This is a genomic window from Enterococcus sp. AZ048, assembly GCF_051715125.1.
GTDB classification, from domain to species: Bacteria; Bacillota; Bacilli; order Lactobacillales; family Enterococcaceae; genus Enterococcus_A; species Enterococcus_A gilvus.
This window is the reverse complement of the sequence record NZ_JBIOTD010000001.1, coordinates 2,541,859-2,557,829: the sequence shown is the minus strand read 5'-3', so window position 1 is coordinate 2,557,829 and position 15,971 is coordinate 2,541,859. Positions and strand designations below refer to the sequence as shown.

The 15,971-nt window shown below is 42.5% G+C and carries 18 protein-coding genes and 1 riboswitch; of the genes, 16 read left to right on the top strand and 2 right to left on the bottom strand.

Features of this window, described 5'->3' with window-relative positions; all coding sequences use genetic code 11:
- Window positions 1-12 precede the first annotated feature (12 nt).
- From larD to IGI66_RS12510, 6 genes are all read left to right on the top strand, one after another.
- Window positions 13-723 (top strand): D/L-lactic acid transporter LarD, encoded by a 711-nt coding sequence (gene larD, locus IGI66_RS12535; RefSeq protein ID WP_010779583.1) that lies wholly within the window; start codon window positions 13-15, stop codon window positions 721-723.
- 133 nt (window positions 724-856) lie between these two features.
- Window positions 857-1,666: an ATP-dependent sacrificial sulfur transferase LarE gene (gene larE / locus IGI66_RS12530; protein ID WP_438849151.1), complete on the top strand. Its 810-nt coding sequence runs from the start codon at window positions 857-859 to the stop codon at window positions 1,664-1,666.
- Window positions 1,667-1,693: 27 nt separating this feature from the next.
- Window positions 1,694-2,239, top strand: a complete 546-nt coding sequence (locus IGI66_RS12525; protein WP_367378450.1) for a DUF924 family protein — start codon at window positions 1,694-1,696, stop codon at window positions 2,237-2,239.
- A 296-nt stretch (window positions 2,240-2,535) separates the two neighbouring features.
- Window positions 2,536-3,129, top strand: coding sequence for a Holliday junction branch migration protein RuvA (ruvA, locus tag IGI66_RS12520; protein ID WP_010779586.1), 594 nt, complete (start codon window positions 2,536-2,538; stop codon window positions 3,127-3,129).
- A gap of 65 nt (window positions 3,130-3,194) precedes the next feature.
- The gene (gene ruvB / locus IGI66_RS12515) at window positions 3,195-4,196 is read left to right on the top strand and encodes a Holliday junction branch migration DNA helicase RuvB (protein ID WP_010779587.1); all 1,002 of its coding nucleotides are present in this window, start codon (window positions 3,195-3,197) and stop codon (window positions 4,194-4,196) included.
- A gap of 11 nt (window positions 4,197-4,207) precedes the next feature.
- Complete coding sequence (locus tag IGI66_RS12510) at window positions 4,208-4,783, top strand: TetR/AcrR family transcriptional regulator (protein ID WP_010779588.1); 576 nt, start codon at window positions 4,208-4,210, stop codon at window positions 4,781-4,783.
- Window positions 4,784-4,785: 2 nt separating this feature from the next.
- On the opposite strand, the gene IGI66_RS12505 is transcribed toward IGI66_RS12510, so the two are convergent.
- Window positions 4,786-5,754, bottom strand: coding sequence for a 2-hydroxyacid dehydrogenase family protein (locus IGI66_RS12505; protein ID WP_288226125.1), 969 nt, complete (start codon window positions 5,752-5,754; stop codon window positions 4,786-4,788).
- Window positions 5,755-5,807: 53 nt separating this feature from the next.
- Between IGI66_RS12505 and IGI66_RS12500 the strand changes: the two genes are divergently transcribed.
- The 3 genes from IGI66_RS12500 to thiT all read left to right on the top strand — a co-directional run bounded on the left by IGI66_RS12500 (window position 5,808) and on the right by thiT (window position 7,503).
- The gene (locus IGI66_RS12500; protein ID WP_010779590.1) at window positions 5,808-6,266 is read left to right on the top strand and encodes a low molecular weight protein-tyrosine-phosphatase; all 459 of its coding nucleotides are present in this window, start codon (window positions 5,808-5,810) and stop codon (window positions 6,264-6,266) included.
- A 72-nt stretch (window positions 6,267-6,338) separates the two neighbouring features.
- The gene (locus IGI66_RS12495; protein ID WP_010779591.1) at window positions 6,339-6,701 is read left to right on the top strand and encodes a hypothetical protein; all 363 of its coding nucleotides are present in this window, start codon (window positions 6,339-6,341) and stop codon (window positions 6,699-6,701) included.
- A gap of 67 nt (window positions 6,702-6,768) precedes the next feature.
- A riboswitch (TPP riboswitch) is annotated at window positions 6,769-6,867 on the top strand.
- A gap of 48 nt (window positions 6,868-6,915) precedes the next feature.
- Window positions 6,916-7,503: an energy-coupled thiamine transporter ThiT gene (gene thiT, locus IGI66_RS12490; RefSeq protein ID WP_288226124.1), complete on the top strand. Its 588-nt coding sequence runs from the start codon at window positions 6,916-6,918 to the stop codon at window positions 7,501-7,503.
- Between the two features lie 38 nt (window positions 7,504-7,541).
- Here thiT and IGI66_RS12485 read toward each other — a convergent pair whose 3' ends face one another.
- The gene (locus IGI66_RS12485) at window positions 7,542-8,312 is read right to left on the bottom strand and encodes a hypothetical protein (protein ID WP_010779593.1); all 771 of its coding nucleotides are present in this window, start codon (window positions 8,310-8,312) and stop codon (window positions 7,542-7,544) included.
- A 267-nt stretch (window positions 8,313-8,579) separates the two neighbouring features.
- Between IGI66_RS12485 and IGI66_RS12480 the strand changes: the two genes are divergently transcribed.
- The 7 genes from IGI66_RS12480 to priA all read left to right on the top strand — a co-directional run bounded on the left by IGI66_RS12480 (window position 8,580) and on the right by priA (window position 15,782).
- Window positions 8,580-9,284, top strand: a complete 705-nt coding sequence (locus tag IGI66_RS12480) for a class A sortase (protein ID WP_010779594.1) — start codon at window positions 8,580-8,582, stop codon at window positions 9,282-9,284.
- A gap of 117 nt (window positions 9,285-9,401) precedes the next feature.
- Complete coding sequence (locus IGI66_RS12475) at window positions 9,402-11,018, top strand: patatin-like phospholipase family protein (protein WP_438849150.1); 1,617 nt, start codon at window positions 9,402-9,404, stop codon at window positions 11,016-11,018.
- A 61-nt stretch (window positions 11,019-11,079) separates the two neighbouring features.
- Window positions 11,080-11,295, top strand: coding sequence for a YdbC family protein (locus IGI66_RS12470; RefSeq protein WP_438849149.1), 216 nt, complete (start codon window positions 11,080-11,082; stop codon window positions 11,293-11,295).
- Between the two features lie 21 nt (window positions 11,296-11,316).
- Complete coding sequence (locus tag IGI66_RS12465; RefSeq protein WP_438849148.1) at window positions 11,317-12,201, top strand: YicC/YloC family endoribonuclease; 885 nt, start codon at window positions 11,317-11,319, stop codon at window positions 12,199-12,201.
- A gap of 109 nt (window positions 12,202-12,310) precedes the next feature.
- Entirely contained in the window at window positions 12,311-12,925 is a 615-nt protein-coding gene (gmk, locus tag IGI66_RS12460; RefSeq protein WP_010779598.1) for a guanylate kinase, read from the top strand.
- Between the two features lie 4 nt (window positions 12,926-12,929).
- On the top strand, window positions 12,930-13,232 hold the full coding sequence (gene rpoZ / locus IGI66_RS12455; protein ID WP_010779599.1) for a DNA-directed RNA polymerase subunit omega: 303 nt from the start codon (window positions 12,930-12,932) through the stop codon (window positions 13,230-13,232).
- Window positions 13,233-13,379: 147 nt separating this feature from the next.
- Window positions 13,380-15,782 carry a primosomal protein N' gene (gene priA / locus IGI66_RS12450; RefSeq protein WP_314579614.1) on the top strand — a complete coding sequence of 801 codons (2,403 nt, stop codon included), beginning with the start codon at window positions 13,380-13,382 and terminating at the stop codon, window positions 15,780-15,782.
- Window positions 15,783-15,971 lie beyond the last annotated feature (189 nt).

Sequence of the window (15,971 nt, the reverse complement as noted above, 5' to 3'; positions counted from 1 at the left end):
AGGAGCATATTTATGTTACATCACTTATTGTCAGAATTCATGGGGACCGCATTAATGATTATGTTTGGTCTAGGCGTCCATTGCGACGATGTTTTAAAGAAAACGAAATACGCAGGCTCGGGTCATTTGTTTGCCATTACTACATGGGCATTCGGGATCACTGTGGTCTTATTTATTTTTGGTGGTGTGTGTATCAACCCAGCAATGGCGCTAGCACAAGCAATCTTAGGGATGATCCCATGGAGCTATTTTGTTCCCTATGTGATCGCTGAAATGCTAGGCGGACTTGTCGGTGCTATTATTATTTATATTATGTATGCAGATCATTTCAAGGCTTCTGAGGGACAAGTTGATCCAATCGCTATTCGCAATATTTTCTCAACGAACCCTAATTTACGGAACTTGCCTAGAAACTATTTTGTGGAAACAGTCGCTACGTTTATTTTCTTAACAACGATCCTTGCCATCGCACATAATGCAGAATCTATGCTGCCGATCGGTGTTGGTTTGCTGGTTTGGGCAATCGGTATGGGATTAGGCGGTACGACAGGATTCGCCATGAACCAAGCCCGTGACTTAGGTCCGCGAATGGCCTTCCAACTGCTGCCAATCAAAAACAAAGCGAACAATGACTGGCAATATGGCTTGATCGTACCCGGTACCGCGCCTTTTGTCGGAGCCGCTTTAGCAGCGATGTTCGTAAAAGGATTTTTGAAATTTTAAACGCTGAGTAATCTTAAAGAGGAGCTTTTGTACATCTATACCACTTTCTCGTCTGCTTTTTCAAGAGTAGATGAGAGAGTCTTTTATAGCTGATTGCCAAAGGGATCAATCCTAAAAAAAGGAAGTTTTACAAATGGAATACATAGAAAAGGTAGAAAAATTAAAAGCTGTTTTGGCCTCGATGGAGAAGGTCGTGATCGCTTTTTCAGGCGGTGTGGATAGTTCTTTAGTTCTAGCGGCGGCACTAGATGTTTTAGAAGAAGAGAACGTTCTTTCTGTCGTAGCGGATTCAGAATTAATCATGAAAAAAGAATATCTCGACGCGATGGAGAATTCAAAAAAAATCGGTGCCCGCACTCAAGGTGTTTTTTTGGATGAATTGAGTATTGAGGAAATCAGAAGCAACCAACCTTCAAGCTGGTTTTACAGTAAACGTCTGCTCTACCAAGAATTGTCGGCAATTAAAGAGAATCTAGGATTTAATTGGGTTGTTGATGGGATGATCATGGATGATGCTTTTGATTACCGCCCAGGGTTAAAGGCCAGAGACGCATTCAATGTCCGAAGCCCTTTGCAGGAAGCGGAGTTTTACAAGCCCGATGTCAGAAAAGCATCAAGAGACTATCAAGTTCCTACTTGGAACAAGCCAGCGACCTGTCATATTCTATCAAGATTTGAATACAATGATGTATTGACCAGCGAACGACTGGAGCGTGTTAAAAAATCTGAAATCTATCTTCAAGAGCAAGGATTCAATATTGTCCGCGTACGAGACCACAATACAGTTGCAAGAATCGAAATCGAGAAAGAGAAGTTTCCGCTTTTCCTTGAGAAATCAGAAGCCGTCGAAAAAACGCTCGAATCTTTTGGATACACATTTGTATCTTTGGACATAAAAGGCTATGCTTATGGAAAAATGAACAAACTATTGGAGAAAAAATAAGTCGTTCAAAAAGCAGGAGTGGAGCAAATGGATTCTTATGATTATGAGAGCGTATTGACTTTTTGGTTCAAGGAACTAGATCCTAGTGACTGGTTTGCATCTGATTCGGAATTGGATAAGACAATTGAAAAACGTTTTGGTGACATGCTGACAGCGGCAAAAAAAGGTGAGCTGGTTTTTTGGAGAAAAAATATGCGGGGCAGATTGGCAGAAATCATCGTATTGGATCAGTTTGCCAGAAATATCTATAGAGAAGATGGACGCGCTTTTGAAGGAGACGCGGTGGCATTGGTGTTGGCACAAGAAGCGGCACTCATGAAAGAAAAAGAGAACCTGAGTGTAGAAGAGCGCTCCTTTTTATACATGCCATTCATGCATTCTGAGTCGCTGGTTATTCAAGAAACGTTTTCGCTGACCTATTTTAAGGAGCCCGGCTTAGAGAAACGGTACCGCTACGCAAAAGAACATCATGACACCATCAAGGTATTTGGACGATTTCCCTATCGAAACAAAGCATTGGGTCGAATCACTACGGCAGAAGAACAAACGTATTTAGAAAAGGCGAAGTCCTAGAGACTTTGTCTTTTTTTCATAACCGTGGATGGGGGAGATCCAAAGGTAAGAGTTTTTTACCGACGCATTTTGTGCTAAAATAATGAGAACATATGTGCAGAAATTGCCTGCTGATCACTAGTATGCTTGTTTTATGGACACTAAAGGTTTTTATTACAGTCCAAAGGATAAAGGGATTGACGGGAGGCTGTCAATGTTTCTTCATGTTTACGTGTTACCATGAAAAGAAGAATCCAATGAAAAGAAGAATCCAATAATAGTAGAAAAATTTTCTTTGATACAAGAAAGGAACCACTATGTACGAATATATTACAGGCCGTTTGACCTTCATCAGCCCCAGCTATGTGGTGCTGGATGTGAATGGTATCGGTTATCAAATCGCGTTGGGAAATCCCTATCGCTACAGCAGTAAAATGGAGCAGTCGGTGACGATCTATGTCCAGCAGATTATCCGAGAAGACGCGCATTTATTATATGGCTTTGAGACATTGGCTGAAAAGGAATTGTTTTTGCGCCTGCTTTCTGTTTCTGGAATCGGCCCGAAAAGCGGGTTAGCGATCATGGCAAATGAAGACCATCAAGGACTGATCCAGGCGATCGAAGCAGGAGATGTGACTTATTTGACCAAATTCCCAGGAGTTGGCAAAAAAACAGCACAGCAAATGGTTTTGGACTTGAAAGGCAAGCTAGCTGAATTGGTCGATGATCCAATGTCCTTGTTCTATGAAGGAAACGACGATACTGCCTTGGCGGAAGCGATGGAAGCTTTACAAGCGCTAGGCTACAGTCCAAAAGAAATCAAAAAAGTCGAAAAGATTTTGGAAAAAGAAACGCTGCAAAATACCGACGATTATTTACGGGCAGCACTGAAACTAATGATGAAAAAATAGAGGATCAAAGGTGTTTTTCGTTAGTGAAAAATGCATTTATGAACTAGGAAGTAGGAGGAAGAGGGATGGATGAGGAACGTTTGCTTTCACCCGATGCGGATGAGAGTGATAAAAGTTTAGAAAAATCACTGCGTCCCCGTTATCTTGCACAATATATCGGTCAGGACAAGGTCAAGCAAGAATTATCAATCTACATCGAAGCGGCAAAAAATCGCCAAGAGGCACTCGACCATGTGTTATTATATGGCCCGCCAGGTCTTGGGAAGACGACAATGGCGATGGTGATCGCCAATGAAATGGATGTCCAGATTCGCTCGACAAGTGGTCCGGCGATCGAACGTCCAGGGGATCTAGTAGCGATCTTGAATGAATTAGAGCCTGGAGATGTGTTATTCATCGATGAGATCCATCGACTGCCGCGAGTAGCGGAGGAAACACTGTATTCAGCGATGGAGGACTATTATGTAGACATCATGGTAGGCCAGGGACCAACTGCTCATCCCGTGCATTTCCCGTTGCCCCCCTTTACGTTGGTGGGCGCTACCACTCGTGCTGGGATGCTGTCAGCACCATTGCGTGACCGATTCGGGATCATCTCTCATATGGAATATTATGAAGAAGACGACTTGCGGGAAATTGTTTTGCGTTCAGCCGACATTTTTCAGACAGAGATCGTAGGAGAAGGTGCGGTAGAGATCGCCCGACGTTCACGAGGCACCCCCCGAATCGCCAATCGCCTCTTGAAGCGTATTCGTGATTTTGCACAGGTGCAATCAGATGGGGTGATCAATCAAACGATCGCTGACCAAGCACTGGGGCTGCTACAAGTCGATGAAGCCGGTCTCGATTATATCGACCAGAAGCTGTTAAAGACAATGATCGAGCTTTACCACGGAGGCCCCATCGGATTGAGCACATTAGCGGTGAATATTGGCGAAGAACGAGAAACAGTGGAAGATATGTACGAACCGTACCTGATTCAAAAAGGCTTTATTAAGCGGACACCGCGGGGGCGGATGGCGACACCGCTGGCCTATGAGCACTTCAATTATCCGTATCAAGAATAGAAGGTGAAAAGATGGCGGAAGGAAAAGCGACCAAAGAAACATTTGTTCAAGCGTTAGTCGCCGCGTGCCGAGAAAAAAGTTACGACAAAATTACCGTTCAAGACATCAGTCAGCAGGCCAGCCTGAACCGCCAAACGTTTTATTATCACTTTAAGGATAAGAATGACCTGCTCCACTATGCTTATTATCAGCGAGGCCTGCAGTATTTGATTTCTGTGGAGCTGTCTCTTACAAATTGGGAGGAGTCTGTTCTCAAAATGTTAAAGGAGATGCAGCTCTGTCATCAATTCTATTTGAATACTGTAAGGGCAAGACCGGAGATACTGACGAAAGAATTTAATGAGCTGGCGAAGCAGTTGTTTGTCCGCTTGTTCGATGAAGTCGATCAGGAAGGAGAGCTTTCACCTGCTGATAAAGAATTTTATGCTCGTTTTTTGGCTCACGGGTGTGGCGGGATTTTGATCGACTGGCTGCTGGCAGGAGCGGAGCAGCCGCCGATTACAGTCGCGGCACAATTGTTTCGTTTTGCTAAGGACATCGAGTTCTTTGCGTATCGACTCTATGAAAAAGACTGGAATGAGCGTTAGGCTCAGTCCAGTCCGTTGACGATATGAGTAATTGGTTCTTTTTTCGAAAGAGCGATCGCATTTTTTGCGACAATTTCTGCCATCTGGTCTCGTGCTTCTACACTGGCATTGCCAATATGAGGCGTTAAGACGACATTCGATAATTCCTTCAGCCCTTCAGTAACCTTCGGCTCAAATTCATAGACATCCAAAGCAGCTCCAGCGATTTGCTTGTCGTTTAATGCTTGTAGCAAGGCAGCTTCATCAATGAGCGGTCCGCGAGCGGCGTTGATCAAGAAGGCGCTGTTCTTCATCTGTTTAAAGGTCTCGCTTGTTAAAAGATGGTGTGTTTCTTTCGTTAACGGTGCATGAAGCGTTAGAATATCTGCTTGGCGTATGACGTCCTCTTGTGAAGCGAACGTTGCCTGCAAGTCATTTTCTAGTTCAGGCGTTAAGGGGTGTCGTTGGCTATAGACGATTTTCATGCCAAAAGCAGTCATCATAGTAGCTAACGCTTGTCCGATTTGGCCCATTCCGATGATCCCTAATGTCTTATCTTTTAATTCATGGCCCAAGAAGAAGAGAGGCGCCCACCCATCAAAACCTTTGTCGTGCATCAAACGGTCGCCCTCAACAATGCGGCGAGACAAGGCAATGATCAATCCGGCAGTCAGCTCAGCAGTTGCGTTAGTAGAGACGACAGGCGTATTTGTTACATAGATATTTTTTTCTTTTGCATAATCGGTATCGATATTGTTGAATCCTGCACCGAAGTTTGCGATCAATTTTAAGTTTGGAGCGGCATCTATGACGTCGCGATCAACTTGTGTGGATAGCGGACAGATCAATACCTCACAATCGGCGACCTGTTGGATCAATTCTTTTTTAGTGATCAACCCATTGCCTTCATAGACCTTATAATCAAGTGCTGCTTTTTTTAATAATGTTGTGCCAAGCTCAGGAAGTTTGGCGGAAAGATAAATTTTACTCATTTACGATCCCCCGTTTCATTTCTATAAATTGACTATAGCACAGGAGGAATGACATGAAAAAGATTCTATTTGTTTGTATGGGAAATATTTGCCGTTCGCCAATGGCAGAAGCAATTTTTCGAGACGCGCTTCAAAAAGAAGGAAACGGCACTTTCGAAGTTGACTCAGCAGCAACGAGCCGTTGGGAAGTGGGAAATCCGCCTCACCATGGAACACAGCAGCTATTGGCGGAGCACTCGATTTCCACCAAAGGAATGCGCGCACGTCAAGTGACGACGAATGATTTTTATACGGCGGATTATATTATAGGGATGGATCGAGAAAACGTCAGCGACCTTCAGACAATGGCGCCTGAAGGGACAAATGATAAGATCTATCTTTACTTGGATCGTGTCTCTGGATATGCAGGAAAAGATATTCCAGACCCTTGGTACACCGGGGATTTTGAAGAAACGTACCAATTGATTCAAAAAGGTTTAAATGAATGGTTAACTTTTTTTGAAATGGACTAGATTCCTTGTTTTTTCCTAGAAATTTAAGTAAAATCATACTACGTAATCATGCTCTTGATAGGAGGAAGCTGAATGACTAAAAACGAGAAACCTAAAAAGAATTTAATCAAGCTGTTTTCTAATTCATCGTATCGTTTCATCTCGGATTTTTTGAATGATTCTGCTGAAAAACGTGCGCAAGAGCAAGCAAATGAGAACATTTTTCTTAAACTAAAAATGGCGGCCCTACAAAATAGTTTAGTGGTCATTCAAGTGCAAGATGAAAAAGACGAAGAAAAATTTCAAACAATCTCTGGTTGGTTGCCTAAAGTGGTAACGAATGATTCGATTGTTATTCGAACACAGGACAATCAGTTAGTGATGTTGACGATCGATCGCATTAAAAAGGTGACGACGTTGTCCCCAAGCGGCGATCAAGAGAGCATTTCACGTTAAAAGTATTGTATACCTTTACGGGCATGCAGACATCTGATATACTTTGAGGGAACAAAAAAAGAATAATACTTTCACAAAGGGGAGCCTTCGGGCTGAGATTGAGATTACTCTAAACCCTGGTACCTGTTTCGGTTATTCGAGCGTAGGAATTGTGATGAAGTAAGATTATTACTTCTCCTTTGTGGACTGTATGTTCAAAAGGAGGAGTTTTTTTATGCATAACAAAACAAGAATAATGATTGAAGGAACGATTGTGGCGGCTTTGGCATTCATGCTGTCTCTGATCCCAACGACGATCGGCAGTAGTTTCACCCTATCGTTGGGAATGATCCCAATGACTCTGTTTGCCTTGCGTCGTGGAGTGAAGCCTGCGCTGCTGTCTGCATTTATTTGGGGAATCCTGCATTTTCCGGCAGGTGATGTGTATTTCTTAAGTGTTATTCAGGTGTTGATCGAATACCCGATCGCGTTTACGTTTGCTGGATTTGCTGGACTTTATGCCAAGAAGGTACAGCAAGCATTGCTAACTGAAGATACAAAAGGGGCACGTAAAAATATTATTTTAGGTGCTTTTGCTGGAACGGGAGCGAGATTCTTTTGGCATTTTATCGCCGGTGTGGTTTTCTGGGGGAGCTATGCGTTATGGGGAATGAATCCTTGGATATTCTCGTTTATCATGAACGGGGTCAGCGGCTTAGTTACAGCTATCGTGACGGCGATTGTAGCAGTTTTAGTAGCAGAAAAAGTTCCGCAGCTGTATTTACCGAAGGATGGAATCTTGGTTCGTAAACAAAGTGAATAATAAAAAAGAAGCATTTGTCTGCCGGACAAATGCTTCTTTTATCTAAATGAGAATACAGGATCATCATTTTCTACATCCAAGGACCACTGTTGTTTCGATGTGTCATAACTGATCTCTGCAATTTGTTGATCTTTTTTATAATTCTTAGGACTGCGCCGCCATCCCTTTTCATCAGATAAAAATATAGGGATTCGGTAGGTTTTATTTTTTAATTCAGATAAATTAAAGCAGAAAATGGCTCCTTCTTGCAAAATAGGGTACAATTCCTTCAATAGTTCCCCATCCAATGGGGCGACAGAAGAACCTTTACGGAAAAACGACCGGCGATCATTGACTTTTTCCAAAACGATCCGAGTTAACTTGCTAGCTAGGATGCGGTAAAATTCATCTAAATAGCGATAGTAGATACGCATGGTTTCATTGCCTAAGTTGAAATAGACAAAATTGTTTTGTAATTTATAAAAAAAGGGAGAATGCAGATGCGTCCGCATATGACCAAAATAAAGCAATTCAGAAATTTCTAATGGAGTGAGTTCTTTTAACATCGCAAGATCATTAAAATCGATCCATTTGGTTCCCTTTGAGTTAGTAAAGACTTTATTAGCGAAAAATTGCTGTACTTGTTCAGGGCTAGTGACGACCTTTAAACCTGTATGGGGTTCGTATTCTCCAGCTTCTGCAACGGGATCCAGCAATAACAAATGTTTTGGCTGATGAACGATTCCTTCAACAAAATCAGCGGGTGAAAAACCTTTTGAGAGAACAGCATTACTTGTGGAATCGATGTAAGCAAATAACGTATCTGGCACAAATTTTCACCCTTTCTAATAGTTGTCACAATCATTTTAACCCAATAATAAAAAAAAAGCTCGTATCTTTTATTTTAAAATTAGATTACAAACCCCTTAAAAACTGCAACACTATCGCACCTTTTTAACATTTAAAATGATTTTAATAAATAACGAATCCCTAATGCAATTATTTCTTTTTTTAATTTTTTTTGTAGTAAGTGAAAGTAGTATCACCGGTTCTAAAAGAGTATGATATGATTAGCGGGAGAATGCAGGAGGCTTGTGATGAAGAAAAAAAGAAATTGGATCCTTAATATTTTTCTTTTCTTATTACTTTTAGTAGGTTTGGCTTTGATTTTCAATAATCAGATCAAGTATTTTTTGATGCAGCATAATGGCGAACGTTATGCCGTGTCCCAACTCGATCAAGCTGAAATCGATAAAAATATGCAAAAAGAAGAGACGTTTGATTTTGATGCTGTACAGCCAGTCAGCACAGAAGCCGTGCTGCAAGCACAGTTGAGTAACAAGCGCTTGCCTGTGATCGGCGGGATTGCGATCCCTTCTGTAGAGATCAATCTGCCTATTTTTAAAGGCTTATCCAATGAAGTCCTCTTTTATGGTGCAGGAACCTTGTCTCCTGACCAAAAAATGGGCGAAGGAAATTATGCATTAGCCAGCCACCGTGCGGATCGGCCTGGCCTATTGTTTACACCACTTGATAGCATCAAAGAAGGCGATTTGATCTATCTAACCGATCTACACAATATTTATACCTACAAAACGACGTTGAAAGTCCGCGTGCAGCCGACAGAAGTAAAATATTTAGATGTGCATCCAGACAAACAACAAGTCACCTTGATTACTTGTGGCGAGATCGAGGGCGTTACACGGATTATTGTTCAAGGAGAGCTGACGGCGATCACACCGACAAAAAATGCGACAGATACGATGCTCAAAGCCTTTGAAATGGAACAACGAACATATTAAAAATAAAGCGTGGCAGAACAATCAGGTTCTGTTGCGCTTTTTGTTGCGGTAAAATTTCTGCTATACTGGACACAGACACTGAATGTATCAGTCACAACAGTAATCAAGGAGGCCTAGATGACGCTCAAAAGGATGTACGTTTCGGATCTATTAGCGAGTTGGAAAGTGTTCCAGCAATCACATTTGCTTTTTCCTTTCTATCCCTCTCACGGACAAGCGCGTTCAGAATTTTTTGCTGCTGTCAGACGCGGGGAAGGGTATTGGGTTCAGCGTGATTCTCAATGGCTGTTAATAGAGAAAGTCGATGCCGGAGAGACTTGGCGAATCACTAACTTGTTGATTTCAACTGAAATGGACTGGCAGACCGCTTTTCAATTATTAGAAACGACAGCCCGTCAAATGTTCAAACGATCCATACAATTGAAGCTTGAGGCAAACTTGGTTATTCAGCAATGGTTAGTGACGCAAGGGTATCATTTCAATGAAGGTATCTGGCAGAAAGAATTGGTCTATCATACAGGACTTGTCTTAGGTGGCGGCGGTGCGCGTGGTGCCTATCAAATCGGTGTTTGGAAAGCGCTATTGGAGAAAAACATTCAATTTGAAGTGATTACGGGTACGTCAGTCGGAGGGCTAAATGGCGCATTGATTGCCCAAGGGGACTATGACCAGGCCTTCTCTCTATGGAAAGAAATTGAAACGGACAAGGTTTTAGATATTACCTTTAAAGAAGTGGAGATACTGGATTTTTCCGCGCAGGTCGATCAATTGCGAACCTTTATTCGAACCTCTTTAAAACAAAAAGGACTCTCTTCCGAGCCGCTTAGAAGGTTGCTGGAGGAACGGTTGGATCCGAAAAAGATTCAGATGGGTTGCCCATTTTCTATCGTGACAACAAAAGTTCCGGCTTTTCAGGAAGTCATTGTTTCGTTGAATGATTGCCCCAAAGAAGAGATTATTGACTGGCTGCTAGCTTCTTCCGCCTTTTTCCCCATGATGGCAATGGCAAAATTAAAGGGTGAGTTCTATGTAGACGGGGGCTATCGCAACAATTTACCCGTGGATATCGCTTTGAGAGAGCCGATTACTGAGGTGATCATAGTAGATGTTCATGGTCCTGGACTAGATAGGAAATATCGGTTGTCAGACGGAATTGCTGAGCTATATTTGGCCAGTCCGTGGAGTTTGGGAGATTTATTATTGTTTCATAGTGATCGTTCGTCAGAAAATATTGATCTGGGCTATTTAGAGGCTAAACGAGCATTTGGAGAGTTGCAAGGCTATCGTTACTTTTTTGAGGATCATGCTGATTTTGAAACGTTAACAAAAAACTTTTTACGCAGTGTTAAAAAAGCATTTCCAATTGACGCAGCGTCTCTTTATCCAGAACTGCAAAAATATTTTCGACAAAGTATCCCGGTAGAGATGCTAAGCTTAGCCTTCTTGGAATTCTTTGCCTATTGGGTAAAGGTACCACCAGTGAAAGTCTATACCCCGGAAGAATTTATCGAGATCCTCTTGCAGCAATTTGAGATGCCGGTCAAAGGGACGATCCCGTTCTCTGTCCAAGAGCAGATTGAAGATTTTATTGAGAATCATAATGTGTTTTCAGATTATTACCACGTGCTGCAACTGTATCAGAGAAAAGGCGCCTTTAAATCTTTTTACCACCGTTGGCCGATTCCGACGCTGCTGGCACTTTTTTTAAACTATATACGTGAGGGTTCTATTTAATCGTTTTTTACCTATAACAATAAGGAAAATACGGAATACATATAAATTTGGAGGAATTACAATGGCAGAATTTAATTATGAGATCGTGGAAGAAATCGCTGTGCTGTCGGAAAATCTGAAGGGCTGGCACAAAGAGCTGAACTTAGTGAGCTGGAATGAACGCCCGCCAAAATTTGATTTGCGTGATTGGGCGCCTGACCATGAGAAAATGGGAAAAGGTGTTACATTAAGCAATGAAGAATTTGCTATTTTGAAAGAGACGCTCGCAAATATGTAGCGAAGGAAAGGAAAAAAGCGCATGAAAAGTATGACTGGATACGGACAAGCGGCTAAAACGAACGAAGCCTATGAGTTAACGATTGAGTTAAAAAGTGTCAACAATCGCTTCTTAGATTTGCAGATTCGGATGCCCAAAGAATTGAATCCCTTTGAAGCGTTGATCCGCAAAGCCGCAAAAGAGAAAATTCAACGTGGTCGGGTGGATGTATTCATTAACCTTGCTCCCCTAAAAAGCGGCAATAAGAAAGTTTCAGTAAACTGGGAACTGCTAAACCAATTAGTTACTGAGCTTCAAATAGGTGGAAAAGAACATTTTGGTGTTGTCGATTTTCCAGTAGAGCAGGTGCTGGTGAAGGCGATGGAACAATCCGATTTTGTGACCTTGGTAGATCAGCCGACGGAAGAAGACACGTTAGAAGAATTGGTCCAAACGGTTGCTAGTGAAGCCTTTACGCAGCTGGCGGCTAGCCGGGAGCATGAAGGATCAGGGATTCAAAAGGTGCTGGCAGACTACAATAAGCAAGTTCAAGCATTGGTGACAAAGCTGAACGGGTTTGTGACCGAATACGAAGCCGATTTTCAGCAGCGTTATCAAGCGAAGCTGGAGGAATACTTAGGCAATACGGTTGACCAAGATCGATTGCTGACAGAATTAGCAATTTTATTGGAACGTGGCGATATCCATGAAGAGTTGGATCGGCTGAGTATCCATTTAGAGAAATTAGCAAAACTGCTGCAGGTAAAAGAACCGGTAGGACGGGAATTGGATTTTCTTTTGCAGGAAATGAATCGTGAAGTCAATACAATCGGGTCAAAATCCAGCCCTATCCAGATCAAAGATATCGTTGTCCAATTAAAAACGGTGTTAGAAAAAATTCGCGAACAGATTCAGAATGTTGAATAAATAGCTGTTTTTCTAAGAAATAGCGTGCGGGTCAACGATGCCTCTTGAAATATTCACAAAAAAAGTGCACAATAGGCGTTAGCTAAAAAGAGCATGAAAGGGCGTTAGTATGTCTGAACGAGGACTGTTGATTGTATTGTCGGGACCTTCCGGAGTTGGAAAAGGAACGGTCAGAAAAGCCATTTTTGAAAGAGACGATAACGAGTTTCAATACTCTGTCTCAATGACCACCCGTCCGATGCGGGAAGGGGAAGTAGACGGTGTCGATTATTATTTCCGCACCAAAGAAGAATTTGAGGCCATGATTGAAGCTGGCGAAATGCTGGAATATGCAGAGTATGTTGGAAATTATTATGGCACACCGCTCACTTATGTGAACCAAACGTTGGACGAAGGCAAGGACGTCTTTTTAGAGATTGAGGTCCAAGGGGCGCAGCAAGTAAAAGAAAAAGTCCCAGACGGCGTCTTCATCTTTCTCACGCCGCCGGATCTTGCAGAATTAAAAGCGCGGATCGTTGGACGCGGTACGGACAGCCCTGAAGTGATCGAAGAACGCATGCGTGTTGCACGCCAAGAAATCGAAATGATGGCCCTTTATGATTATGCTGTCGTTAACGATGAAGTATTCAAAGCTGTTGATCGTATCAAAGATATCATCGTCAGTGAGCATTACCGAGTAGACCGAGTCATTGGCAACTATATAAAAATGTTAAAGGAGATATAAGCTTATGATGTTAAAACCTTCAATTGATACATTGTTAGACCATGTAAATTCAAAATATTCATTAGTTATTTTAGCCAGCAAACGTGCCCATGAATTAGATGCCGGTGCACAACCAACATTAGAAACTTTTGAATCTGTAAAAAGTGTAGGGCAAGCCCTAGAAGAAATCGATGCCGGTGCTGTGATTAACGATCCGCATCCAGAAATCAAACGCGAACGGTTGAAAATGGAAGAAGAAGAACGCCACTTGCAACGTGAACGTGACCAACGTGATCTAGAAGCACGGATTCGCAACGAACAAAACTAAGCGTAACTGTTCTCTCACGAATGAAGCGTAAATGGGATTGTACCAATACTTTTGGCGCAATCCCTTCTTTTTGTGTTACATACTGTCATAAATTTAGACGTACATAGAGAAAATTTAGTACACTGTTTAAGAATGGAGGCGGAAGAAATGAAATTAGCACAAGTGATCGTAGATGTGCCGGCGATGCAGACGGATCAACCCTTCAGTTACTTGATCCCGCCTCAATTAGCGGTAGAAATCGGTATGCGTGTAGAAGTTGGTTTTGGCTCACGCCATGTCCAAGGGTTTGTCGTTGGTTTTGAAACAGCCCCAGAGCCTTTGCCGGACAACTTAAAACCAATTATTCGCGTATTGGATCTAGCACCCGTATTAAACCAAGAACTATTGGCATTGGCAGATTATATGAAGGAAACGACCTTTGCATTCAAAGTGACCTGCTTGCAAACAATGCTGCCTAGCGTCATGAAGGCGGATTATCAAAAGCGCCTATATCTTTCTGTTGAGGACGCCGATGTTCGAGAGAAATATTTTGGCGATGCCGAGTCGCTGACTTGGGAAGACGCAGAAGAAAAAGGCTGGCTGAAAGAACTGGCCGTTCTTCGAGAACAAGGGATCGTGGAGCTGCGCTACGAAGTACATACAAAAAACAAAGTGAAGACCGAACGATATATCAAACGGTTATTCCAGCCAGAAAAGAAGGAGTCATTAAAAACAACACTGCGGAAAAATTCGCATAAGCAAGAACAGCTGCTGGATTATTTAGCGGCACTGCCTGAAGAAGAATTGATTGCCGTTAAGCAAATGAAGGCAGAAGATTTTTCTTTAGCCAACTTGAATCAAGCAGAGAAAAAAGGCTGGTTGGAATTTGTCGCGGTAGAAAAATATCGGGACCCTTATGCGAATAGAAACATTCAACAGACGTCTGCCTTGGATTTGAATCCAGAGCAACGAATAGCGTATGAAGAAATCAGCAAAAAAAGTGCCGATCAGGAGCATCAAGTCTTCTTATTGGAAGGCGTGACTGGCAGTGGAAAAACGGAAGTCTATTTACAAGTTATCCAAGATGTACTGGCGCAAGGACAAACAGCCATGATGCTAGTACCTGAGATTTCGTTAACACCGCAGATGGCGACACGTTTCAAAGCTCGATTTGGCAGCGAAGTAGCTGTATTGCATAGCGGATTGTCACAAGGAGAGAAGTATGACGAATGGCGAAAATTGGAACGCGGAGAGGCCCATGTAGTCGTAGGTGCCCGTTCAGCAATTTTTGCTCCTTTAGAAAATCTAGGCGTCATCATTATTGATGAAGAGCACGAGACAAGCTATAAACAAGAAGAAACACCGCGTTATCATGCTAGAGACTTAGCAATCTGGCGTGGGAAATATCAACAATGTCCAGTAGTTTTAGGAAGTGCAACGCCTTCTTTAGAATCGCGGGCGCGAGGGCAAAAAGGTGTTTACCGCTTATTGAAATTGACAGAACGTGCCAATGCACAGGCAAAATTACCTGAGGTTGAGATCGTTGATATGCGAGAAGAGATGCAGCGTCGGCTGAATTCCTCTTTTTCGGAAGCGTTAGAAGATAAGTTGCGCGACCGTTTAGCAAAAGGTGAACAGAGTGTCCTTCTGCTAAATCGTCGTGGGTACTCTTCATTTGTGATGTGCCGTGACTGCGGATTTGTTTTGCCTTGTCCGAACTGCGATATATCCCTAACACTCCACATGGATACGAAAACGATGCGATGCCATTATTGTGGACATGAAGAAGGCATCCCTCATCGTTGTCCAAACTGCGGAAAAGATAAGATTCGCTATTTTGGAACGGGAACTGAAAAAGTGCAAGAGGAATTAGAGCAGCTGATCCCAGAAGCACGAGTGCTTCGGATGGATGTAGATACGACTCGCCGTAAGGGCGCACATGAAAAAATCTTGACTGCTTTTGGAGACAAGGAAGCAGACATTTTGCTGGGAACTCAGATGATTGCGAAAGGATTGGACTTTCCGAATGTCACACTCGTCGGTGTACTGAATGCTGATACAGCATTGAATCTGCCAGACTTCCGATCTAGTGAGCGGACGTTCCAGTTGCTGACCCAGGTCAGCGGGCGCGCAGGACGTGGAGAAAAAGCCGGGGAAGTCATCATCCAAACCTTTAATCCAGAACATTATACGATCCAATTAGCGCAACATCATGACTATGAAAGCTTCTTTAAACAAGAGATGCAGATTCGTCATCAGACAGATTACCCGCCGTATTATTACACAGTCAAAGTGACGATTTCTCATCAAGAAGAGATGCGCGCGGCGCAAAAAGCTTTTCAATTAGCAGAAAAACTACGGCAGCAATTAAGTCCTCAGAGTATTTTGCTAGGGCCGACGCCGGGAGCCATTTTAAGAATAAAAAACCGTTACTATTACCAATTGATCATTAAATATAAAAAAGAACCTAAGCTGCAAGCTGCGTTAGAAGATATTTTACAGGTGAGCCAGAAAGACCAGCGGCAAGGCTTGCTGATCGCAATTGACAATGAACCTATGTATTTTATTTAAGACATAGGAATAAGGATGTCAGTTCCACTTTTTAGCAGTAACTAATGAGAATAATTGAAGCAGCAAGTTAAGAAAATCAAGATGAAGAAACTAGTGGAATGATATACGGCATGACATCAAATTTATTTTTCTGAAAGAAAAATAAATACATTAATAGGAATAAGGATGTCAGTTCCACTTTTTAGCAGT